The organism is Nonomuraea sp. 3-1Str, from assembly GCF_031570565.1.
Classification (GTDB): Bacteria; Actinomycetota; Actinomycetes; order Streptosporangiales; family Streptosporangiaceae; genus Nonomuraea.
The window spans coordinates 79281-101334 of the sequence record NZ_JALHBK010000013.1; the positions used below are offsets into that span (position 1 = coordinate 79281).

A 22054-nucleotide genomic window follows, 5' to 3' on the forward strand; every position below is an offset into this window, starting at 1 on the left:
TGGAAGGATTGATGACCATGACCGACGCCAGACCGCTGGGCGCCGACGAGGCCACGTTCATCGCGGCGGTCCGCTCAGGCGACACGGCGCGGTTCGCGCTCATCACGGAGCGCCACCGGCGTGAGCTGCAGGTGCACTGCTACCGGATGCTCGCGAACTACGAGGACGCCCAGGACATGACGCAGGAGACGTTCCTGCGAGCGTGGAACAAGAGGGATTCGTTCAAGGGCCACGCGGCCCTGCGGACCTGGCTGTACCGGATCGCGACGAACGCCTGCCTCGACTTCCTGGAGAAGCGCAACAACCGCACACCCATACCGTTCGAGCTGCCGGACCCCGGCTCCGAGGTGCCGTACCTGCAGCCGTACCCCGACCGGATGCTCCCCGAGGACCCGCAGGAATCGGTGGTGGCACGGGAGACGATCGAGCTGGCGTTCATCGTCGCCGTCCAGCACCTGCCGCCGCGGCAGCGGGCGGCGTTCGTCCTGCGCGACGTCCTCGGCTGGCCGGCGTCGAAAGCCGCCGACGCCCTCCAGTTGACCGTCGCATCGGTGACCAGCGCACTACAGCGGGCCCGTGTGACGATGCGCGAGCAGCTGCCCGACCGCCGCCTCGACTGGCGGAGCCCCGCCACCCACGAGCTGTCGAATGACGAGCGCGGCGTGGTGAAGTCGTACATCGACGCCCATGAGCGCAACGACCTCGACGGGCTGATGTCCCTGCTGCGCGACGACCTGCGCTTCGCGATGCTGCCCGAGCCGGGCACCTTGATCATGACGGCCAAGGGCGCGGTGGACGGCTGGGTCTCCAGTGGGCTCTTCCAGCGCGGCTACGACGACTGGCGCTGTATCACCACGACGGTCAACCGCATGCCTGCGGCCGTGCTGTACCTCCGCACCCCCTACGACCCGGAGTACCGGCTGTTCAACATCGCGGTCCTGCACATCGTCGACGGGAAGATCGCCGAGCTCACCGGATTCGACGCCACCGACAAACCATGGCTGGGCCTGCCCCCGACACTGTCATCAGACAAAAGCCCCATCGTCGACGAGTCCAGCGCACGGGCCGCCGTCACCGAAGTCACCGCGGAATGAGCACCCCGACCAGCTGAACACCCACCGCCCCGCCGGCGTTGCCGGCGGGGCATCTTCATGCCCCGGAAGATCATCGCGTCACGATCAACGACGCCGTCGCCCGCATCTCCACCAAGTCGTCAACAGCTCACGTGGAACGCGAGGAAGGGCCCGGGGAAGGTTCCCTCATGGCCGAGGGTCACGGTGAGCACACCAGGAAGGATTTTGACCTGGCCTCACGAGCCGAGCATCTGGCCCGTGCTCATCGCCTCGTCTCGTATCGGGTCAGTACCACGCCGCCGGGAAACGTCCGCGTCTCCACCAGGTTCAGGTTCACCCAGCTGTCCAGGGCCGTGAAGAACGGCGTGCCGCCGCCCAGCAAGACCGGTGCGGTGACCAGCACGTACTCGTCGATCAGCCCGGCCCGCATGGCCGCTGCGGCAAGTGTGGCGCCGCAGATGTCCATGGGGCCGCCGTCTTCGGCCTTGAGCCGGGTGATCTCGGTGACCGCGTCGCCGGTGACCAGGCGGGTGTTCCAGTCGACCGTGCTGGTCGTCGAGGAGAACACCACCTTCGGCATGTCCCGCCAGCGGCGGGCGTACTCGATCTCCGCCGGTGTGGCGCCGGGCTGCTGGTCGGCGGTCGGCCAGTGGGAGCTCATCGCCTCCCACAGTTTGCGCCCGTACAGCGCCAGGCCGGTCGCCGCCACCCGGTCGGACCACCACTGGAACAGCTCGTCGCTCGGTACGCTCCAGCCGAGGTCGTCGCCGGGAGCGGCGATGTAGCCGTCCAGGCTCAGGTTCATGCCGAAGATCAGTTTCCGCATCGTGCCAGCCTTCCGTGAGTCGATCTCACACGTACAGACGGACACGGCGCGGAAACCTGATCGGTGCGTGCGACGAACCCTGGCGGTGATCGCCGGATCGGGCTCACCGCGCACTCGCTTGTTGTCCTGGCCTCTCAACGACTTCCGGCTGGATCGGCGCGTATCTCCGTCTCCAGGAAGCTCGAAATCTCGTTCGCGACGACGTCGGGCGTCTCGAGACCGCACAGATGTCCAAGCTCGCTCAGCAGGACCGCGCGGCTTCCAGGGATGCGCCGCACGTCGTCAAGCTGCTTGGCTTGATCTACGACGACGTCCTTTCCCCCGAGTATGTAGCAGGTCGGTATGCGTATCTCAGGCAGCTCGCCGGCCTGGCTTGTCAGCGCACCGCCGGCCAGCCAGCCGTGCCACATCTGTTCGGTGACGGTCAGCATGCTGCTCGTCAGACTTGAGGTCTTCGACGGGTCCAGGGAGATTGCCGCCACTGCTTGCGTGAGGGCCTCGACATTGCCGTACGCGGCATCGAAGCCGGCGATCACCTCGTCCCCGGCAGTCGTCCCCGCGGCGTTCCACGGAACGACACCGATCAGCGCACGCACCTCATCCGGGTGGTCAAGCGCGATACGCACCGCGATCGCACCACCCAGGGAATAGCCGACCAGGCAGTAAGTGCCGACGCCCGCGTCGTTGATCGCGTCGTGCAGGGTCCCGGCCAGCGTGGCAGGCTCCCGTCCGCCGGCGCGCGTACGGACTGACCATGTCCGGGCAAGTCGAAGATCAGGACGCGGAACCCGCTCAGGTGCCGCGCGATCCCGGTCATGGACTCAGCCGAGGCGCCGAATCCCGGCAGCATGACAAGTGTCAGCGGGCCCTGGCCGTGTTCCTCCCAGTAGATGTCCGAGCTGGTGTGTGGCATCGCGATCTCCCTGTCCTGGGCGAAGGTTGTCGGGCATACACGTACGGCTTGAGAACACAGGCCGGATCCACGCACCACAGGCCGGTCCCGCCATGGGCGCTTCATGTCGTTCAGTGCGACTGGACGGTGTGGCTCGCGGTGAAGGCCAGAAGAAGCGCGGCGGTCCGCGGGGGGTCCTCCATGATGGGCGAGTGGCCAACGCCGGGGAGCAACTCGACCTTCGCGCCCGGAACGGCGCGGTATTCGGCAGCGGAGGAGGATCGCCACCTCCGGTCCTCCGCACCGAAGATCACCAGTAGCGGCTTGCCAAGGGGAATCAGCCGATCGGGGAGCGAGCGCTGATTCACATAGTCGTCGCCGGTCTGCGTTGTCGCGATGAGGGCGTGGTAGGTCATGCCGCGCGCATCGTCCACGACCGCCTGCGGGACCTCGTAGCCGCGACGGCTGAACGCGGTGCTCGCGGCGTTGCGAATCAGGCTGTCGGTCCGAAGCCGCCACAGCAGCTGGCCGATGACGGGGGTGTACAGGAGCCCGCCGACGCCGCCGCTTGAGACGGCGGCGGCCAGACGGGGCGCGGTGTCGATGAGCACGAGCGAGGTCACCAGGTCGGGGCGCTGCTCGGCCAGAGCGGTGGCGACCGCGCCACCGGTGGAATGGCCGACCACTGCGGCGTGCTTGACCCCGAGCCGGTCCATCGCCTCACCGACCCGGCGCCCCTGCTCCGGCATCCCGTAGCCGCCGCCGGCCGGTTTGGCCGACCGGCCGTGTCCGAGCAGGTCGATCCGGATGACGCGATGGGAGGTGGCCAGCAGCGGAACGAGCGCGTCCCACGACCGGGTCGACGCGGCGAGCCCGTGGATCAGTACGAGTGCCGGGGCATCCGGGGGGCCGTCCTGGCGGACGTAGATGTTCCCGCCGTCGAGAGGCAGGGTCGGATTCCCACTGGCCTCGGCGCTCTGCCGCGTCACCACCGCCGCGTTCACGAGAAGCAACCCGACGACGACGAGGAGGACAGCCGAGGCGATCAAGAGGCGCCGCCGGCGCCGTGCGGGGCTGCTCACGTCATCCTGCCGGAGCGGAAAGCGCAGGCCGGCGTCGTCGAAACAGCGGGGTCGTCGAGCCCCGGGGAGATAATCATGGGCCTACTGTCGCCGTCGGTGCGCGCCGGTATCTTGTACGAATGTTCCGGTCGGTCGGCTCGCCCAGGCCAGGCGGGCACGAAGGCACGATCCCGACTGGCTTTCGTGACGCTCACGGCTGAGTGGCAGCACCGAGCCGGGGTCAGCGCGTCCCTCGGCGCCAGATCGAGGGGCTCACGCCGCGGGCGCGCTTGAACGCCACGCTGAAGGCGAAGGCGTCCTCGTACCCGACCGTGCGGGCCACGGCGGCGACGGTCGCCTCGGTGTCACGGAGCAGGTCCGCCCCCAAGGTCATCCGCCAGTTGGTGAGGTAGGTGAGCGGGGGCTCGCCGACCAGGCCGGTGAAGCGGGCGGCGAAGGCGGCGCGGGACATGCCGACTTTCGCGGCCAGCGCGGCGACCGTCCACCGGTGGGCGGGATCCTCGTGCAGCAGGCGCAGCGCGTCTCCGACGGCGGGGTCGCCCAGTGCCCGGTACCAGGCGGGGAGCCCCGGCTCGGGCCTGGCGCACCAGGCCCGCAACGCCAGCACGAGCACGAGGTCCAGCAGCCGGTCGAGGACGGCGTCCTGGCCGGGCTCGTCACAGGCGGCCTCGGTGGTGAGCAGATCCAGCGCCGCCCGGGTCCGCGGCCCGGCGGGCACGACGGCCAGCGGCGGGAGCACGTCCAGCAGGCGTTCGCCCACGTCGCCGCGGAGCTCGTACGCGCCGCGGAGCATGGTCGTGGCCCCGGGCAGACCGTCGCCGTAGGTGCGCGGCGCCAGGCTCCGGCCGGCCGCCGCGTCCTCGTTCCCGCCGACGGCGTATTTCCTCCCCCCGCGTACCACGACCTGGGGCGGGGTGGACGGATCGTCGGCGATCGTGTACCGGCCGGTGGCGCTGATGAGGGCGATGTCGCCGGCGCCCAGGAGCAGCGGCACGGCGTCGTCGTCGAGCCGGATCGACGCGCGGCCGCCGAGCGTGGCCACGATCGTGAGAGGAGGAACGTCGGCGAAGGTCATCGACCACGGCGGCCGCTGAACCAGCTGCCGCACCATCGCGCTCCTGGTACGGGCCCGATGCAGCAGATCGCTCAGGACATCCATGCCGCGCATGGTAGACGATCACAAATGTATCGGCGACGTTCACCCATGGATCGTCTGCGGCCGATGGAGTTCTCTGGAAGCTGTGCAGAACATCCTCATTCTCGGCGGCACCGGCAAGACCGGTCGCCGCATCGCCCGGCGCCTCAAGTCCTCCGGCCGGCCGGTCCGGACGGCGTCCCGTACGGGTGGCGACGTCTCCTTCGACCTGGACGACCCGGCCACCTGGGGACCCGCGCTCGACGGCGTCGGCACCGCCTACCTCATGACGCCCGGCCTGCAGCCGAGCGCGGAGGGCCAGGCGCGCCTCCCACGGTTCGTGGCCCAGGCGGTCGCCGCGGGCGTGGGGCGGCTGGTGCTGCTGTCGGCCCCCGGCGTCGACGCCGACGACCGGCATCCCCTCAAGCCCGCCGAGCGGGCCGTCCGGGACTCCGGCGTCGAGTGGACCATCCTGCGGCCGACCTGGTTCTCGCAGAACTTCAGCGAGGCGTTCTGGCTGCGCGGGGTTCTGGAGGGAAGCTTGTACCTGCCCACCGGTGACGGGCGCACGCCGTTCGTCGACGCGGACGACATCGCCGAGGTCGCGGTGTCGGCGCTGACCGACGACCGCCACGCCGGCCGGCTCTACGAGCTGACCGGTCCGCGGGCGATCTCCGTCGGTGAGGCGACCGGCCTCATCGCCGAGGCCACCGGGCGTACGGTCCGTCACGTCGACGTCGCCCCCGAGGTCTTCGTCGAACGCCAGGTCGCGGGTGGCGTCCCGGCAGACGTCGCGCGGCTGCTCACCGGCCTGCTCACGGCCGTCCGCGACGGCCGGCACGCCGAGGTCGCCGACGGCGTGGAACGCGCCCTCGGCCGGCCGGCCAGGCGGTTCGAGGACTACGTCACCGAGACCGCCGCCGCGGGACTCTGGGACCCGCCCGGCAACCGATAGGTCGTCGGCGCTCACCACGTCGAAGGATGCGGTTCGTGAGCCTGTGGCTGACAGCGCGGAGGGCTGGAACACCTTGGCCGGCTCCTCCGGCGTCCGTCCCGCCAGCACCAGCTCCACCATCTGCCGGCGCAGCTGCGGCGGATAGTTGTTCGGCACAGCAGACTCCTTCTACCGGGAACCAGGGTTCCCCAGAGATCAGGTGTCCACCGAACCGGGCCGTCGCCCTCCGGCCGTGTCTCAACGGGCGGGAGTGCGGCCGAGCCTGGTCTCCAAGCCATCAAGGATGCGCTCGACGCCGTAGACGAAGGACTCTGCGCGGATCTGCTCCGGATCCTCGATCTGCTCCGCGGCGCGCCCGTCGCGCAGGAGCGGGTAGTCCTGCAGGGCCTGTTCGGTGGTCGGTCGCAGGCTCTCGAGCCAGTCCTGTTCGTTCTGGCCGCTGCGGGCGAGCACCGACAGGTAGGCAGCCTCGCTGGTGGTCATCCCGATGACGTAGGCGATGAGCAGTTTCATGGCCCGATCGGCTTCGTCGACGGCGAAGCCCGCCGCTTTGAACAGGGTGAGCATGCGCTCCGACTGCCGCATCAGGTTGGGCCCGAGATAGGCGAGCCCGACCTGGCCGAGCACGGAGGCGACCCAGGGATGACGCAGCACCATCGAGCGCAGGCTGTGGGCGGATTCGGTGACGGCCGCCCGCCAGCGTGCGGGGTCGGCGGCGGGCACCCGTACCTCGCCGTAGATCTCGTCCACGACCAGCTCGATCAGCTCGTCCTTGTTGGCCACGTGCCGATAGAGAGACGTGGCTCCGGCGCCGAGCCGGGCGCCGAGGCTGCGCATGCTCAGGGCGTCGATGCCCTCGGTGTCCAGGAGTTGGATGGCCTCGGACACGATCCGGTCGCGACTCAGCGAGGGCTGCTCCCGCTTGCGACGCGGGCGAGCCCATACCGAGGGAATGGGCTGCTTCTCGGCTGGCATACAGGTCTCCTCGTTGCGGGACGCCCATGGTAGCGTACGACGTTCGCAGCATGCGTACAGTGATCCCATCCTGTCAGCATCGCAAGCTCGCCCAAGTGCGTCGTGCGCCGAGAACGCGCACGTGCGTTGCACGTTCGCCGGCAGCCGCCATGCCGCACGGCGGCCGTACCGCCGCACGATCGCACGGCCGTATCGCTGCATGGCTGGGCCGCAGAGCCGTCAAGCCGCGAAGCTGTCCGGCTGGACCGCCGCACCGCCGCCGGGTGGTGCCTCATGTCTGCTGACCGCCTCGACGGTACAACCGTGCGCGATTGCGTACGCTGCTCCAATGTGCGTACAGTGTGCGCATCGAGGGGACAACGTACAGGAGGAAGCATGGCGACGAACGTGCAGTGGACCGAGCAGGGTGGCTGGACGGCCGGCGGCGACTGGGGGAGTGCCGGCTCGCAGGGGCAGACCTTTGACCTGGCCCGCTGGCAGGCGCGCTTCGACGAGCTGCGCCGGCGGCACCACGTGCCGGGCGCGTCGCTGGCGGTGCTGGTCAACGGGCGGGTGCACGAGCTGGCGAGCGGCGTGCTGCACCGGGGCACCGGCGTGGAGGTGACGACCGACTCGGTGTTCCTGTCCGGCTCGATCGCCAAGGTCTACACGGCCACCCTGGTGATGCGGCTGATCGACGAGGGCCGGCTGACGCTGGACACCCGGGTGGCCGACGTCCTGCCCGAGTTCGCCACCCCTGACCCCGTGGCCACCCGGAAGATCACCGTCCGCCAGCTCCTGTCGCACACCGGCGGCGTCACCAACGACTTCAATTACGACGGCGGGCGCGGTGACGACTGCCTGGCCCGCTACGTCGAGGCCGCCCGGGACGTGCCGCTGGACTGCCCGCCCGGCACCGCGATCTCCTACGGCGGGCTCGGCTACATCGTGCTGGGCCGCCTCATCGAGGTCCTCACCGGCCGCACCTGGGACCAGGCACTCAAGGACCTGCTGTTCACCCCGCTCGGCCTGGAGCGCTCGATGACGCTGCCGGAGGAGGCGCTGCGCTTCCCGGCCGCGATGAGCCACCTGGGCGAGCCCGGCGCCGACCCCGACCCGGCCCCCGCCTGGGACCTCATGCCGCGCTCGGCCGGCCCCGCCGGCCGCGTCATCACCTCGGCCGGCGACATGGCCCGCCTGGCCGCCATGCACCTGGCCGGCGGCGGCCCGGTGCTGTCGGCCGAGGCGGTCGCCGCCATGCAGCGCCGCGAGACCGACGTGCCCGACAAGTGGACCGTCTCCGCCGACGGCTGGGGCCTCGGCTGGACCCTCTACGACTGGAACGGCGTGCCCGGCTACGGCCACGACGGCGCCGCCATCGGCCAGTACGCCTACCTGCGCGTCGTCCCGCACGCCGGCCTCGCCCTGGTCCTGCTGACCAACGGCGGCAGCGCCCGGCTCCTGTACGCCGACCTGTTCCGCGACCTGCTCGCCGAACTCGCCGGCGTCACCATGCCCGCCCCCTTCGGCCCGCCCGCCGAACCCCCCACCGTGGACGTCACCCCGCTGCTCGGCACCTACCGGCGCGCCGGTGTCGTCATCACCGTCAGCCAGGACAGCGGAGGCGCCGGTGATGACGACGGTGACGGCCTGCGCATGCGTTACGAGTTCGTGGACGACATGAAGGACATGTCCCCGCCCCTGGACATGGAGCTGCTCCCGGTGACCCGGACCGTCTTCGCGGCCACGGGGGCGGGCCCGTCCTTCAGCGAGGACTACATGCCCGTCGTCTTCTCCACCCTGGCCGACGGCACGGCCTGCGTGTACGTCGGCATGCGCGCCACCCCCAAGATCGCCTGACGCCGGCGAGCAGGCGTACGACCTGGCGGAGGCGATGCGGGCCACCGGACAGCCCGCTCACCCTCACCCGCTACCTGGAGCACTACGCCCAGCGTCGCGATGCGCCGGCGTCCGTCCCGGCCGTCGGAGTCCTCGGCCGGTTCCACGTCCTGGCCGGCGACCAGAGCGAGCAGGCCCACCGCAGTGGCGGCTTGGTCGTCCAAGGGCTGCTCGGCAGGCCGGCGAGCAGCCGGATGGCGGTCGGCGACCAGGGCATCCACCAGCGCGGCACGGGCTTGCCCATCGTCCCAGGCGATGCGTGGCTTGCCCGGATCGCCGTGGTCATGGGCGGTGCAACCGTCGGCGGCGGCCTGCGCGGCGCCGGGCCCGTGGCTGATCACCCGCCGGATGGCGGCGATCAGTGATCTTCTAGGCGGGATCGCGGTCGTCGTCGGCGATCGCCGCCTCGTACGCGCGCAAGGTGTCGATGAACAGGCGTCGCTCGGCGGGCGTCAGGGGTTCGAGGGCGTGTCGCCAGGCCGCCGCTCCCGGTGCCAGCCAGCCGGCGATGGCGGGCCGCCGGGCGTCGGTGATGCTGACGATGCGGCGGCGCCGGTCGGCCTCGTCCTCGCGTCGCTCCAGGACGCCCTTGCGGCTCAGCTCGCCCACCATGAGGCTGACGGTCGTCGGAGCGACCTCCAGGCGCGCGGCCAGGTCGTTCACGGTCATGGGCCCGTCGAACAGCAGGTACGACAGCAGCGAGAGGTGCCGCGGCGCCAGCGCGAGCGACCGCAGCTCCTCGGGGACCTGGATCCGCTTGGCGCGCCCCACCATGCGCGGCATGAGCAGCAACATCGCCCGGATGGCGTCGTCGACCCCGGGCCCCGGCGCCTCCTCGCCGCCCTGCCGGCGCCGTCCGTCGGTTGACATGGCAGATCCCCTCTTTTAGCTTTGGAGTAAAATATGTTTTGTGTGCAAAGCTTTATGCCGTACTCAATGAACGGAGACCTACCATGCCGCACTTCCACGTGCAGATCCGCGAGGAGGCGCTCGACGGTGACGTGGAGCCCAAGCTCATCCGGGCGCTGACCGACGCGGTCGGTGCCGTGTTCGGCGAGCGGCTGCGGTCGCTGGCCGTCGTGGACCTGTTCGGCATCCCGCAGCGCCGCTGGGGGATCGGCGGCGAGCCGGCCGAGGAGACGGCGCCGGTCGTGACGCTGAACCTCCGCGAGGGGGCGTTCACCGTTCCCGGGCTCGGCGACGTCCCCGCCCGGCTGATCGCCGCCATCACCGACGCCCTTGCGGAAGTCTTCGGTGAGTCCGTGCGGCCACGCGCGACCGTGCTGCTCGTGGGCGTCCCCGCGGGGCGCTCGGGAGTCGCCGGCGAGCCGGTCTGACCGCCGGGGGAGTCAGGAGCCGGCCGGCAGCGGGCCGGGGTTCAGGAGGCGAGGCCGGCCGTGGCGCGGGACCGGCCGCGGACCATGTCGGTCGCGGCGACCGCGGCGAGCACCAGTGCGGCGACGACCGCCAGCACCAGCGGCGGCACGAGACCGGGCGCGAGCGCCACGAGCAGCCCGGCCGCCGCCAGGACGCCGATCCCCGCGACGCGGTTGGCCGGCACCCGCCCGAACACGGCCTTCTGGAACAGCGCGTGCCCCGCCAGGAACAGCGCCGGACCGCCCAGCACCGTCAGGGCCGTGCCGGCGGAGACCCCGTCGAGCGGGTGCGCGATCACCAGCTCGTCGCCCACGGCCGCCACGATGATCCCGGCGACCATGGGGATGTGGATGTAGGTGTACGCGGACCTGCCGAGCCGCCCGGTGTCGCTGGACCGGGCGGTGGCCTCGGCCGCCTTCTCGGCGGTCTGGTGGAAGTACACCCACCACGTCGCCACGCTGGCGAGGAACGCGACGGTGAACGCGGCGACCGTGGCGGTGTCCAGGTGCGGATGCTCGGCCAGCGTCACGCCGGTCACCAGCACCGACTCGCCCAGCGCGATGATGACGAAGAGCTGGCAGCGCTCGGCCATGTGGGCGCCGTCGATCGTCCAGTCGGCAGGGGTCACGCCGCCGAGGATCGGTATGCGATAGCCGAGCCACGGCGCCGCGTACTCCACGAGCAGGGCGGCCGTCCACAGAACCGCCTGGGCCGTCCCGCCGAGCGCGGCGCCCGCGATCCAGAGCACCGCGCTGACCGCGTGGTAGGCCAGGACCAGCCGGAACGTCCGCCCGATCGGGAACGCGCGGGCCGCCACCGTCACCACGATCGTCCGCCCCACCTGGAGCGCCACGTACGCGCCGGCGAACCACCAGGCCCGCGGGCCGAACGCCTGCGGCAGCGCCGCCGCCATGACCAGCCCGGCCAGCATGGCCCCGGTCAGTGTCAGCCGCAGGGCCGGGTGGTCGGGGTCGCAGTAGTTCGTGGTCCAGGTGGTGTACATCCAGGCCCACCACACGGCCAGCGTCAGCAGCAGCGTCTGCGCCGCCCCGGCCGTGTCGAGGTGGTTGAGGAGCAGGTGGGAGAGCTGGGTGATGGCGAACACGTACACAAGATCGAAGAACAGCTCGACCGGCATGACCCGGGCGGCCTCGCCGCGGGGGCGAAGGATCGGCGCTGGCACTGGTTTCCTCCACAAACGCGCAGGCGAATTCGTTATGTCGCCAATGACAGCTCATCGTAGGGGTCGGGAGATCGTCCACGCGTCGCCGTCCCAGGTCGTCGTGCCGGTGTACGGCCGGCTACTCCCGGCGGCGTAACCGGGACGGCCCCGCTGCCCCCCTCGGGGTAGGCACGGAAGCCTCCCCTGGCCGGACGCGCGGCGACCGGCCGAGCGGGACGATGGCGGTCGTCACGGGCGGCACGCCGCCCACACTCCCGCACTCCCCGGAGGAGACCCCGTGTTCCTACGTGTCGCGATGCTGCTGCAGACCCTCGCGCTGCTCGTCCAGGCGGTCACGGCCGGCCTGCTGCTGTCCTCACCCGGTGGGCGCGAGCTGCACGGCGCGTCCGCGGTCGCGGTCGTCGTCACGGTGCTGCTGCACCTGGTGGCGGCCATCATGACGCGACGGCTCGCCGTCATCATGCCGGCGGCGGGAATGCTGGTGTTGACGCTCGTGCAGGCGGCGCTCGGCATGGCGCACGCCAAGGTCCTGCACGTGCCGATCGGCGTGCTGATGTTCGGCGGCAGCATGCTCCAGCTCGGCCGCGTCTGGACCGGCCGCCTCGACCGCGCCCCGGCCGGCACCACGAACGGCTCCACCGGGGGCGTCAGGGCCGCGACGTGAAGCCCTCTCCTGGCCGAGCGGCTGCCGAGCTGGTTGTCCAGGATGCCGGCGGCGTCTGCCGGCTTTCGCGACGTGAGCGCTTGGACAGATGGTGACCCGTACGGTCGGACGTATGAGGATCGAAGATCGGAAATGGATGGCGACGGTCGGTGGACCCGTGGCGCTGGCTACGTTGCCGTTCTGGCTGTGCCGGCTCGTTTGCTGTCTCGGATGACCGGGGCGCTTTCGATGTGCCGCACTCCTGGCAGGCTGCCGATGCCGCCCTCGAGGTAGTCGTAGAGCGCGCCGGCGTCGCGGCAGGCGACGAACATCAGCAGGTTGGTCGGGCCGGTGGTGGCGGCGGCGAAGGCGACTTCGGGATGCGCGGCCACCGCCTGGGCCGTGTGGCGCAGGGCGGAGGGTTCGACGGTCAGCCAGAGGATCGCGACCATCTCGAAGCCCAGGAGCAGAGGGTCGATGTCCACGTCGAAGAACAGCACGCCGGAGTCGCGCAGGTGGTCCAGCCTGCGCTTGGCCGTCGCCGGAGACCAGCCGGTGGCCCGGGCCAGCTCCGGGTATCCGGCGCGGCCGTCCCGAGCCAGGACCCCCAGCAGGCGCTCATCGCCTTCGTCCAGGACGACCCGCTCCCGCTGAGCCCCTGGTGCGTGCTGCGGGGCCAGCGCGGCGATCTGCTCGCACGTGAGCGAGTCGGCTCTGCCGTGCCAGCCGGTGGGGCCGCCGGCGAAGACCCGCAGCAGGCAGTGCGCCGTCACCCCGACCACCCGCGGTGTGCGGGGCAACTGGCCCAGCAGCAGCGCATCGCGCTCGCGGAAGCTGCGTGCCCGCACCACGCAGACGATCTGGGTGCCGCCGGAGGTGAGGCTGACCCAGGAGGTGTCCGCTCGGCGGGCCAGCGCTTCGGCGATGGGCACAGCCGCGTCGGGCACGACCTGGATCCGGACGAACCACTCCGCCCAGCCCAGCCGTCGCGCCTGGACCTGACCGATGACCTGCAGCAGCCCTGCGGAGCGGAGCCTGTGGTAGCGGCGTGTCACTGTCTGGTCGGACACCTCCAGCACCGACGCGATACGGCTGAAGGGCGCGCGGCCGTCCACGTGCAGGGCGTGGACGATGGCGCGATCGAGCTTGTCCAGGACCGGGGCGGTCACTGTGGTCAGGCTAGCGTGATGTGCTCGACGTGAGGGAAGGCGGGCCAGCCGGGCGAGCCGTCGTGGACGAAGGCCGTCCAGGCGCCCTGCACGTACGCCACGAGTCGCTCAAGCTGCGCAGGTTCCGCGCCGGCCAGCATCGGGGAGGCATGCCAGGCGGGCAGATTGCCGAAGACGAACGGCAGTTCGATGCAGTGACAGGCGCCGAACGGGCTGCCCGGCGGTGACCAGTCGAACTGGTAGAGGTGGGCCGAGTGGGCTCGGCCGGCCAGGCGCAGGTTGCCGTCGCGGAACAGCCGCGCGGTGAGCCCGGCCTCAGCTTGGGGGAAGAAGGCCCGGGCCTCGTCCCGGGTGGTGCCGATCAGCATGGGCACCTCCTTCCGGGGGCCGGTGGTCAGGTCGGCCGGCACGCCGTCGGCGGCGACCAGTTGGAAGGGCGGCGTCACCCTGCCGGACTGCGCGATGCGGCGGGCGACCTGCTCCTGGGCGCCGAGCAGGTCGGCGAGCGGTACGGTGCGCAGCCGTTCGGCGTCGCCGGGACGCAGTTCGAGGACGTCCAGGAACGTTTGGCCGATCTCGGCGGCCTCGCCGATGCTGTACGGCTGTACGCCGGCCGGTGTGCTCTGCAGAATGACTTGCCCGAACACGTCACGGCCGGGCAGCGCCAGCGCGGACATCGCTCCGGCGGACTGGCCGGCCAGGGTGACGCGAGCCGGGTCACCGCCGAAGGCCGAGATGTTCTCCCTCACCCAGAGCAGGGCGGCCATCTGGTCGAGCAGGCCGAGGTTGGCCGGGGGGAACTGCGGCGTCAGATACAGGTAGCCCAAGGCGCCCAGCCGGTAGTTGACGGTGACGACCACCATCCGGCCACGTTCGGCCAGCAGCGCGCCGTCGTACCAGGACTGGGCACCGGAACCGGTCAGGAAGCCGCCACCGTGCAGCCACACCAGGACCGGCAACCCGCTGCCGCCCGGTGTCCACACATTGAGTGACAGGCAGTCCTCACCCTGGCGGAGATCGCTGCCGGGGCCGAGGGCACGTTCGAGCCGCGACGTGCGCGGCTGCGGGGCTGCCAGACCCGGTTGGACGGCATCCAGCACGCCGTCCCACCGCGTCGGCTGCGGCGCGGCGAACCGCTCGGCGCGAGCGTAGGGGATGCCGAGGAAGGTGGTGACCGCGCCGTTCGCGGGGACGCCACGCAGCGTCCCGGCGGGTGCGTGAATCAGGCCGGTCACCGGTCACACCTCCAGGAAGGCCAGTGCGGCGCCACGAGCCTGGGCGGCGCCGACGAAGAACCCGCCCGGTATGTCGCCCGTGGCGAACCCGTTGCCCTCCACCAGATCGCGGGCCGCCCGCACGTCACGTACGGACACGGCTTGCCCGGCCATGTACGGCAGTGCGGGCACCGGCTCGCCGGGCATCATCGCGCGGAAGGCGGACACCGCGACGACCTCCACCCTGCCCAGCGGCAGGGGCAGCACGTGCACCGGTCCCTCGATCATCGGTTCGGTGGCCAGGATGAGGGCGTAGCGGGCGACGGTGGGCTCCAAGTCGGCGTCGTCGACCACGAGCAGCACGCTGTACAGGCCGGTGGCGCCGTTGGCGTGCTCCAGGTAGCGCGGCTGGTGGATCAGTTCAGGGGTCAGGTGGTACGCGGCGTGGATCAGCCCTTCGGGTGTGAGCGCCCGGTCGAGGTGGACCGCCTCGAAGCGGGCGCTCTGCACACCGTCAGGGGTGTCCACATCCCGCTGCAGCGGCAGCACTCCGGAGGAGGACAGGCCGGCCGTGCGCAGGCGCTTCTCGGCGGTCTCGATGTCGGTGCAGCCGAAGGAGTACCCGTGCAGGCCCTCGTACTGGGCGATGAGCGGGCGGATGTTCCAGGGGTCGACCGAGCCGTCCCCGTACAGGCCGAGCAGTTCGAGGTAGGTGCGGCCGAACAGGGCGCACCGGTTGCCGGCGCCCATCGGCCTGCGCTCGCCGCCGGGGCGGTCGGAGCCCATGTGCATGGACAGCGGGCTGAGCGTGAATCCGAGCGCCTCGTAGGCCGCCGCGGTGGCGTCCATGTCGGTGGTGTAGAGGACGGAGTGGTCGATCCGGTCGATGTCCCGAGTGATCATGGGTGACAGGCTGCCGCCCGGCAGACGCCGGTTCCAGCCAACGGGGTGAGATCGACGTCTTTCGACATTCAAGGCCCCCATCCTGATGGAATCCCACGCGCGATCGAGGCGCAGTCGTCACCGTTCTGGTCCGGGACATTGTGCGCACGTGGTCGAACTTGTCAGCGGGTTGTCACTGTGGTGTCAGCGCGCTTGGCCAGATTTCCCGACGTAGAGCACGGGACAGGCGTAACGGAAGGGCAGGAAGCAATGACTCTCAGGGGTAAGACGGCGCTGGTGACCGGGGCCTCGCGGGGCATCGGCCGGGCCATCGCGCAGCGGCTGGCAGCCGACGGCGCGCTGGTGGTTGTGCATTACGGGTCCAATGAGGCGGCCGCCCAGGAGACCATCTCCTTGATCGAGAACACTGGCGGAAACGCCTTCGCCGTCCGGGCGGAGCTGGGTGTTCCCGCCGACGTGGACACGCTGTTCGCCGGGCTGGAAGCCGGGCTGCGCGAACGGACCGGGCGGGTGCGGCTGGACATCGTGGTCAACAACGCCGCCGTCGGGGCCCCGGGGTCGATCGAGTCGATCAGCCCCGCGGAGTTCGACCGGCTGTTCGCCGTCAACACCAAGGCACCGTTGTTCATCGCCCAGCGAGCGCTTCCCCTGATGAACGACGGCGGCCGCATCATCAACGTGTCGTCGGCGGCGACCCGGATCGCGCTACCGGAACTGGCGTACGCGATGAGCAAGGCCGCCGTGAACGTCTTCGGCCGCACCCTGGCCAACGCGGTGGGGACCCGCGGCATCACCGTGAACACCGTCACCCCGGGCCCCACGGAGACCGACGCCAACCCGTGGATGCGCGGGAACCCCCAGGCCCAGAAGATGGTCGCGAGCAGCAACGCGATCCCCCGGGTCGGCCAGCCCGAGGACATCGCCGACGTGGTCGGCTTCCTGGCCTCCGACGCGGGCCGCTGGGTCACCGGGCAGGTCATCGACGCCTCCGGCGGCTGCTTCCTCGGCCCGCACATGTAAGTGAACGACTGCAAGATCCCGGCCGGGTTCGAAGACAGACGCTGAAGGCCACCGCCACTCCTGCCGCGCCGCAGCAGCCGCGCCTAGTACTACAGCCGTAGGTCGTGATCTTCATGCTTGAGCGGCTTGACGCCGGTAGTGGCTGGCCTGGGATCGGGCCTGGTGGCGGCGTCGCCAGACGGACCAGCGAAGTCGGTGGACAGGGTCAAAGACGGTCCGGTTGACGAGCGTGATGAACAGTCGTTGGATCTCGTCACAAGTGAGCGGTATCAGCTCGTCGGGCGAGGGATGACCCTCGTGTTCGTTCGCGCGGAGGACCCCGGACGGCATGCAGCACCTGCTCGGGAGGGCGAAGTGGGATGCCGACCAGGTCCACGACGAGGTGGGTGACTACTTCCGGGCCCGGCGTCGGGATTCGACCCGCGTGAAGCGTCCCGCCATCCGGCTCATCAGGCCCTCGAACGCCTCCTGCCAGCAGGCAGGGTCTACGCTGTGACCTGCGGCCACCGCATGATCGTTTGTCTTCACACACCGATGATCAACGGTGGCCGCACCCGTCTCCACATCGCGTCAGGTCGCGCAGCGTCTGCCTGCCGTCCTGTGTATCGGAGGGCTCGTGCAACGTGGCGAAGTCTGGTGGGTCCAGTTCGACGAGCGGAGGTTGGTCGTACTGCTGTCAGGAGACGACGCGTCCGGGTTCCAGGTGATGCAGGTCGTCGCTCCGGCGGGCCTCGACATCAGCGGTCTGGGCATCGAAGTGACGGTCGGCGCCGGTGAAGGGCTGCCGCTCGAAGGCGTGCTGCGGCTCGCGCTCCCGCGTCCAGGCTTCACCCCGTGCACGTGGCTGACCACCGTGTCCCGGGACGACCTGATGGAGCGGGCGGCCGTCCTGTCCTCCAGGAAGCTCAGCGAGATCGACGATGCCCTCCGACTCGCTGAACAAGCACAGGAGCGGACCCCGGCAACGACCGCGAAGCTCAGCGAGATAAGGGACGCCCTCCGTCGCGGTGAACTCGGGTAGACGGAGAAGGAGCCGACGCCCGCGACGGCATGGGCGATCTCGGGCGAGATGATCCACGCTGGACATCTGCCGCCTCGACGCCCCTCACCATTGAGATCACGATCTACGGCTGGAGTACTAGGACGGGCCGGAAGGCGCCTGCTCCCGCTCGATGCGGCGGTAGACGTTGTCGCGCAGGCGCAGCACCACCGCCGCCAGGAGTGCCGCCGTCAGCGAGCCGGCGAGCACGGCGATCTTGACGTGGGCGTCGCCCTGGCTGCCTGCGCCGAAGGCCAGCTCGCCGATGAGCAGCGACACGGTGAACCCGATGCCGGCCAGCAGCGCCAGCCCCAGCACGTCCACCCAGGCCAGGCTCTCGTCCAGCTCGGCGTGCGTGAACCGGGACACCAGCCAGGTGGCGGCCATGACGCCCAGCGGCTTGCCGACGATCAGCCCGGCGGCGACGCCGAGGGCGACCGGGTCGGCCATCGTCCGGACCAGCCCGTCCGGCCCGCCGATCGCCACCCCCGCCGACAGGAACGCGAACACCGGCACGGCCACCCCCGCCGACAACGGCCTGAACCGGTGCTCGAAGTGCTCCGCCGGGGCGGTCGCCCCGGCCCGGCGGCCGGTGGAAGAGGTGGGAACGGTGAAGGCGAGCAGCACTCCGGCCACCGTGGCGTGAACGCCGGAGGCGTGCACCAGGGCCCAGGTGAGCGCCGCCAGCGGCAGCAGCAGCCACCAGGCGCGCACGTCCCGCCGTACGAGGAGGGCGAAGACGGCCAGCGGCACGGCGGCGCCGAGCAGCGGGAGCGGCGCGAGCCGTTCGGTGTAGAACACCGCGATGATCACGATGGCGAGCAGGTCATCCACCACGGCCAGGGTGAGCAGGAACGTGCGCAGCGCGGCCGGCAGATGCCGGCCGATCACCGCGAGCACCGCCAGCGCGAAGGCGATGTCGGTGGCGGTCGGGATCGCCCATCCCTGCGCGGCGTCGGCGGCGCCGGCGACGGAGGTCGTGACCAGGTACGCGACGGCGGGGACGAGCACGCCGCCCATGGCGGCGGCGACGGGGACCGCCGCGCGCCGCGGGTCGCGCAGGTCACCGGCCGTGAACTCGCGCTTGAGCTCCAGGCCGGCCACGAAGAAGAAGATCGCCAGCAGGCCGTCGGCCGCCCAGGCGGCCAGGCTGAGGTCCAGGTGAAGGGCGGCGGGCCCGACCCGGAACGACCGCAGCGCCTCGTAGGCTCCACCCCACGGTGAGTTGGCCCACACCAGGCCGAGCAGGGCGCCGGCGAGCAGGAGCGCGCCGCCGATGGTCTCGGTGCGCAGGACGTCGGCGATGCGGCGGGACTCGGCCCGTGAGCCGCGGCCGAACAGGCGCAGGACACGGGAGGAGGACGGCGGCCTGCGGGTCAAGGAGAGCTCCTGGGAAGGGTCGGCTGTAGAACAAGCCGACCAGACTTCCCGGCACACCAGCGGCAATCTTACCCAAAGAGGCAGCAAACATGCGGATCAGGGCTTGAAGCGGTAGCCCATGCCCGGCTCGGTCAGCAGGTGGACGGGGCGGGCCGGGTCGCGTTCGAGCTTCTTGCGCAGCTGGGCCATGTACTGGCGCAGGTAGTGCGTCTCCTTGACGTGGGCGCCACCCCACACCTCGGCCAGCATCTGGCGCTGACTGATCAGCCGGTCGGGGTTGCGCAGCAGCAGCTCCACCATGCGCCACTCGGTCGGCGTCAGCCGCACCCCGCCGGAGACCCGCTTGGCCACCAGGTCCACGACGTGGTCGCCGACAGCGACCGAGGTGGCCTCCGGCTCGTGGCCGCCGGCCCGGCGGGTGGCGGCGCGGATGCGGGCGAGCAGCTCGTCCACGGCGAACGGCTTGGTGACGTAGTCGTCGGCCCCCGCGTCCAGGGCCTCCACCTTGTCGGCGCTGCCCGCCCGTCCCGACAGCACGAGGATCGGCAGCGAGGTCCACCCGCGCAGGCCGTGGATGACGTCCACGCCGTCGAGGTCCGGCAGGCCCAGGTCGAGGATCACCAGGTCGGGGCGCCAGTCGGCGGCCTGGCGCAGCGCCGAGGCGCCGTCGGCGGCGACGGCCACCTCGTAGTGGCGGGCGGCGAGGTTGATCCGCAGCGCCCGGAGAATCTGCGGCTCGTCGTCCACGATGAGGATGCGGGTCATGGCAGCTCCGGAGGGGGCGGGGGCAGGCACGCGGGCAGGGTGAGGACCATGGTCAGGCCACCGCCGGGCGTCTCGTCGGGGACCAGCGTGCCGCCCATGGCCTCGGCCAGGCCACGGGACAGGGCCAGGCCCAGGCCGGGACCGGTGTGGTTGTCGCGGTCGCCGAGCCGCTGGAACGGCAGGAACATCCGGTCGTGCGCGTCGCGCGGCACGCCGGGGCCGCGGTCGACGACGCGGATCTGCACCTGCTCGCCGTGGCTGCTGGCGGTGACGAGGACCTTCTCCGCGGGCGGGCTGTAGCGGACGGCGTTGGAGACGAGGTTGACGAGGATGCGCTCCAGCAGCGCCGGGTCGGTGAGGACCTCGGGCAGCTCGAAGGAGATGGTGTCCTCGACGCGGCGGGCGAGCGGCCCGAGCTCGTCGACGGCCAGCGGCACGACCTCGTCCAGCGCCACCGGCTGGAGGGACAGCCCGAGCGCGCCGGCCTGCAGGCGGCTCATGTCGAGCAGGTTCGCGACGAGCCGGTCCAGCGTGGTCAGCGACTCGTCGGCGGTGGCCAGCAGCTCCGCGCGGTCCTCGGGCGACCAGTCGATCTCGGTGCCGCGCAGGCTCTCGACGGCCGCCTTGGCCGAGGCAAGGGGGGTGCGCAGGTCGTGGCTGACGGCGGCGAGCAGTGCGGTGCGCATCCGGTCGGCCTCGGCCAGCGGCTCGGCGCGGGCGGCCTGCTCGCGCAGCCGTTCCTGGCGCAGCGCGACGGCGGCCTCGGCGGCGAACGCCTCCAGCACCCGGCGGTCGGCCGCGTCGAGCAGCCGGCCGCGGGCGGCCAGGACGAGGCGGTCGTCCACGGCCACGTCGGTGTCGGCGACGCCCGGGCAGGTGGCGGGGCGGCCCCCGGAGGTGGCGACGATGTGCCACGCCTCGGGCTGCGCCTGGTCGTCGGGGGTGGGCTCGCCGGCTCGTTCGAGGAGCGTGACGGAGGACAGGCCGAACGTCTCGCGCAGCCGTCCCAGCAGCGAGGGCAGCGCGGAGTCGCCGCGCAGCACGTGACCGGCCAGCGTGGACAGCAGCTCGGCGTCGGCGCCGGCGCGGGCCGCCTCCCGCGTGCGGCGGGCGGCCACGTCCACGATCGCGCTGACCGCGGCGGCGACCACGACGAACACCATCAGCGCCAGCAGCGCCTCAGGGTCGGAGACGAGCAGGGTCCGGTAGGGGTTGGTGAAGAAGTAGTTGAGCAGCAGGAACCCGCCGACGGCCGCGCCCATCGCCGGCCACAGCCCGCCGACGAGCGCCACCGCGATCACCCACATCTGGAACAGCAGGATCTGGCTCGGCAGCCCCAGCGTGTCGCGCAGCCCGTGCAGGACGGCCGTGAGGACGGGCAGGCCGAGGGCGGTCATCGCCCAGCCGAGCAGCCGGCGCCGCCGCGTCAGCGCCGCCCCGCTCCGGGACGGGCGGCGGCCCTTGCTGGCCCGCTCGTGAGTGATCATGTGGACGTCGATGGGGCCCGACAGGGCCGTGGTCGTCACCCCCACCCCCGGCGACAGGAGCTGGGCGAAGCGGCCACGCCGCGAGGCCCCCAGTACGAGCTGGGTGGCGTTGACGCCCCGGGCGAAGTCCAGCAGGGCGCGGGGCACGTCGTCGCCGACGACCTGGTGGTAGGTGCCGCCCATGCTCTCCACCAGCGTCCGCTGCCGGGCCAGGTGCGCGGGGTCGGCGCCGGTCAGCCCGTCGCCGGTGGTCACGTGCAGGGCCAGCAGGTCGGCTCCCTTGGTACGGCCGGCGATGCGGGCGGCCCGCCGTACCAGGGTGTCGCCCTCCGGACCGCCGGTCAGGGCGACCACGACCCGCTCGCGCGCCTCCCACGTGCCCTCGATGCCGTGGTCGGCGCGGTAGCGGTCGAGCTGCTCGTCCACCTTCCCGGCGACCCACAGCAGCGCCAGCTCCCGCAGCGCGGTGAGGTTGCCGACGCGGAAGTAGTTCGACAGCGCCGCGTCCACCTTCTCGGGCGCGTAGACGTTGCCGTGGGCCATCCGGCGGCGCAGCGCCTCGGGTGACATGTCCACCAGCTCGACCTGGTCGGCCCTGCGCACCACCTCGTCCGGTACGGTCTCGCGCTGCGGCACGCCGGTGATGTCGCGGACGACGTCGTTGAGCGACTCCAGGTGCTGGATGTTGACCGTGGAGACCACGTCGATGCCGGCGTCGAGCAGCTCGTCCACGTCCTGCCACCGCTTGGCGTTGCGGGAGCCGGGCACGTTGGTGTGGGCCAGCTCGTCCACCAGCGCGACGCGGGGGCGGCGGGCGACGACCGCGTCGACGTCCAGCTCGGTGAACTCCGCGCCGCGGTGGACCAGGGTCCGGCGGGGGACGACCTCCATGCCGTCCAGCAGCTCGGCGGTGAGGGCGCGGCCGTGCGTCTCGACGTACCCGACGACGACGTCCCGGCCGCGCGCCATCGCGCGGCGGCCCTCGCAGAGCATCGCGTACGTCTTGCCGACGCCGGGAGCCGCGCCCAGGTAGACCCGCAGCCGTCCCCGTGGCACCG

The 22054-nt window shown here is 71.5% G+C and carries 19 protein-coding genes and 4 pseudogenes; 7 read left to right on the top strand and 16 right to left on the bottom strand.

Translation table 11 applies throughout. The features are described from left to right. Nucleotides 1-17 precede the first annotated feature (17 nt). The gene (locus tag MTP10_RS21605) at nucleotides 18-1094 is read left to right on the top strand and encodes an RNA polymerase subunit sigma-70 (RefSeq protein WP_310711332.1); all 1077 of its coding nucleotides are present in this window, start codon (nucleotides 18-20) and stop codon (nucleotides 1092-1094) included. 241 nt (nucleotides 1095-1335) lie between these two features. Here the strand turns inward: MTP10_RS21605 and MTP10_RS21610 are convergent, their stop codons facing one another. From MTP10_RS21610 to MTP10_RS21625, 5 genes and pseudogenes are all read right to left on the bottom strand, one after another. Beyond that, nucleotides 1336-1899 (bottom strand): dihydrofolate reductase family protein, encoded by a 564-nt coding sequence (locus MTP10_RS21610; RefSeq protein WP_310711333.1) that lies wholly within the window; start codon nucleotides 1897-1899, stop codon nucleotides 1336-1338. 134 nt (nucleotides 1900-2033) lie between these two features. Continuing rightward, a pseudogene (locus MTP10_RS21615) lies at nucleotides 2034-2618 on the bottom strand (alpha/beta fold hydrolase); the annotation flags it as partial. A gap of 20 nt (nucleotides 2619-2638) precedes the next feature. After that, nucleotides 2639-2917, bottom strand: a pseudogene (locus tag MTP10_RS41995) (alpha/beta fold hydrolase); the annotation flags it as partial. Nucleotides 2918-2922: 5 nt separating this feature from the next. Continuing rightward, nucleotides 2923-3873 (bottom strand): alpha/beta fold hydrolase, encoded by a 951-nt coding sequence (locus MTP10_RS21620; RefSeq protein ID WP_310711334.1) that lies wholly within the window; start codon nucleotides 3871-3873, stop codon nucleotides 2923-2925. Between the two features lie 220 nt (nucleotides 3874-4093). Next, nucleotides 4094-5032 (bottom strand): AraC family transcriptional regulator, encoded by a 939-nt coding sequence (locus MTP10_RS21625; protein ID WP_310711335.1) that lies wholly within the window; start codon nucleotides 5030-5032, stop codon nucleotides 4094-4096. 82 nt (nucleotides 5033-5114) lie between these two features. Here MTP10_RS21625 and MTP10_RS21630 point away from each other — a divergent pair, with 82 nt between their 5' ends. Further along, nucleotides 5115-5963: an SDR family oxidoreductase gene (locus MTP10_RS21630; RefSeq protein WP_310711336.1), complete on the top strand. Its 849-nt coding sequence runs from the start codon at nucleotides 5115-5117 to the stop codon at nucleotides 5961-5963. Nucleotides 5964-6200: 237 nt separating this feature from the next. Here the strand turns inward: MTP10_RS21630 and MTP10_RS21635 are convergent, their stop codons facing one another. Next, nucleotides 6201-6938, bottom strand: a complete 738-nt coding sequence (locus tag MTP10_RS21635) for a TetR/AcrR family transcriptional regulator (protein WP_310711337.1) — start codon at nucleotides 6936-6938, stop codon at nucleotides 6201-6203. 375 nt (nucleotides 6939-7313) lie between these two features. Here MTP10_RS21635 and MTP10_RS21640 point away from each other — a divergent pair, with 375 nt between their 5' ends. Next, nucleotides 7314-8777, top strand: a complete 1464-nt coding sequence (locus MTP10_RS21640) for a serine hydrolase domain-containing protein (protein ID WP_310711338.1) — start codon at nucleotides 7314-7316, stop codon at nucleotides 8775-8777. Between the two features lie 95 nt (nucleotides 8778-8872). On the opposite strand, the pseudogene MTP10_RS42000 reads toward MTP10_RS21640, so the two are convergent. Together MTP10_RS42000 and MTP10_RS21650 are read right to left on the bottom strand one after the other, a co-directional pair. Continuing rightward, a pseudogene (locus MTP10_RS42000) lies at nucleotides 8873-9178 on the bottom strand (IS5/IS1182 family transposase); the annotation flags it as partial. A 7-nt stretch (nucleotides 9179-9185) separates the two neighbouring features. Further along, complete coding sequence (locus MTP10_RS21650) at nucleotides 9186-9686, bottom strand: MarR family winged helix-turn-helix transcriptional regulator (protein ID WP_310711342.1); 501 nt, start codon at nucleotides 9684-9686, stop codon at nucleotides 9186-9188. An 83-nt stretch (nucleotides 9687-9769) separates the two neighbouring features. On the opposite strand from MTP10_RS21650, the gene MTP10_RS21655 reads away from it, so the two are divergent. Further along, a complete protein-coding gene (locus MTP10_RS21655) occupies nucleotides 9770-10153 on the top strand; it encodes a tautomerase family protein (protein ID WP_310711343.1) in 384 nt (127 codons plus the stop codon). Nucleotides 10154-10194: 41 nt separating this feature from the next. Here MTP10_RS21655 and MTP10_RS21660 read toward each other — a convergent pair whose 3' ends face one another. Continuing rightward, entirely contained in the window at nucleotides 10195-11376 is a 1182-nt protein-coding gene (locus MTP10_RS21660; protein ID WP_310711344.1) for a low temperature requirement protein A, read from the bottom strand. 277 nt (nucleotides 11377-11653) lie between these two features. On the opposite strand from MTP10_RS21660, the gene MTP10_RS21665 reads away from it, so the two are divergent. Then, complete coding sequence (locus tag MTP10_RS21665; protein ID WP_310711345.1) at nucleotides 11654-12040, top strand: hypothetical protein; 387 nt, start codon at nucleotides 11654-11656, stop codon at nucleotides 12038-12040. Nucleotides 12041-12207: 167 nt separating this feature from the next. Here MTP10_RS21665 and MTP10_RS21670 read toward each other — a convergent pair whose 3' ends face one another. From MTP10_RS21670 to MTP10_RS21680, 3 genes are read right to left on the bottom strand one after another with little or no spacing between them, the layout of a single operon-like run. After that, nucleotides 12208-13188, bottom strand: a complete 981-nt coding sequence (locus tag MTP10_RS21670) for an Lrp/AsnC family transcriptional regulator (protein ID WP_310711346.1) — start codon at nucleotides 13186-13188, stop codon at nucleotides 12208-12210. 5 nt (nucleotides 13189-13193) lie between these two features. Then, nucleotides 13194-14423: a carboxylesterase family protein gene (locus tag MTP10_RS21675; protein ID WP_310711347.1), complete on the bottom strand. Its 1230-nt coding sequence runs from the start codon at nucleotides 14421-14423 to the stop codon at nucleotides 13194-13196. A 3-nt stretch (nucleotides 14424-14426) separates the two neighbouring features. Next, on the bottom strand, nucleotides 14427-15305 hold the full coding sequence (locus MTP10_RS21680) for a VOC family protein (protein ID WP_310711348.1): 879 nt from the start codon (nucleotides 15303-15305) through the stop codon (nucleotides 14427-14429). 249 nt (nucleotides 15306-15554) lie between these two features. Between MTP10_RS21680 and MTP10_RS21685 the strand changes: the two genes are divergently transcribed. Next, nucleotides 15555-16325 carry an SDR family oxidoreductase gene (locus MTP10_RS21685; protein ID WP_310711349.1) on the top strand — a complete coding sequence of 257 codons (771 nt, stop codon included), beginning with the start codon at nucleotides 15555-15557 and terminating at the stop codon, nucleotides 16323-16325. Nucleotides 16326-16436: 111 nt separating this feature from the next. Here MTP10_RS21685 and MTP10_RS21690 read toward each other — a convergent pair. Beyond that, a pseudogene (locus tag MTP10_RS21690) lies at nucleotides 16437-16643 on the bottom strand (IS701 family transposase); the annotation flags it as partial. A 226-nt stretch (nucleotides 16644-16869) separates the two neighbouring features. Between MTP10_RS21690 and MTP10_RS21695 the strand changes: the two are divergent. Continuing rightward, nucleotides 16870-17346, top strand: a complete 477-nt coding sequence (locus MTP10_RS21695; protein WP_310711351.1) for a type II toxin-antitoxin system PemK/MazF family toxin — start codon at nucleotides 16870-16872, stop codon at nucleotides 17344-17346. Nucleotides 17347-17463: 117 nt separating this feature from the next. Here the strand turns inward: MTP10_RS21695 and nhaA are convergent, their stop codons facing one another. The 3 genes from nhaA to MTP10_RS21710 all read right to left on the bottom strand — a co-directional run bounded on the left by nhaA (nucleotide 17464) and on the right by MTP10_RS21710 (nucleotide 22052). Further along, a complete protein-coding gene (gene nhaA, locus MTP10_RS21700) occupies nucleotides 17464-18744 on the bottom strand; it encodes a Na+/H+ antiporter NhaA (protein ID WP_397334487.1) in 1281 nt (426 codons plus the stop codon). A 96-nt stretch (nucleotides 18745-18840) separates the two neighbouring features. Next, complete coding sequence (locus tag MTP10_RS21705; RefSeq protein WP_310711352.1) at nucleotides 18841-19509, bottom strand: response regulator; 669 nt, start codon at nucleotides 19507-19509, stop codon at nucleotides 18841-18843. Beyond that, entirely contained in the window at nucleotides 19506-22052 is a 2547-nt protein-coding gene (locus MTP10_RS21710; protein ID WP_310711353.1) for a DUF4118 domain-containing protein, read from the bottom strand. Before MTP10_RS21710 ends, MTP10_RS21705 begins: the two co-directional genes overlap by 4 nt. Between the last annotated feature and the right edge of the window lie 2 nt (nucleotides 22053-22054).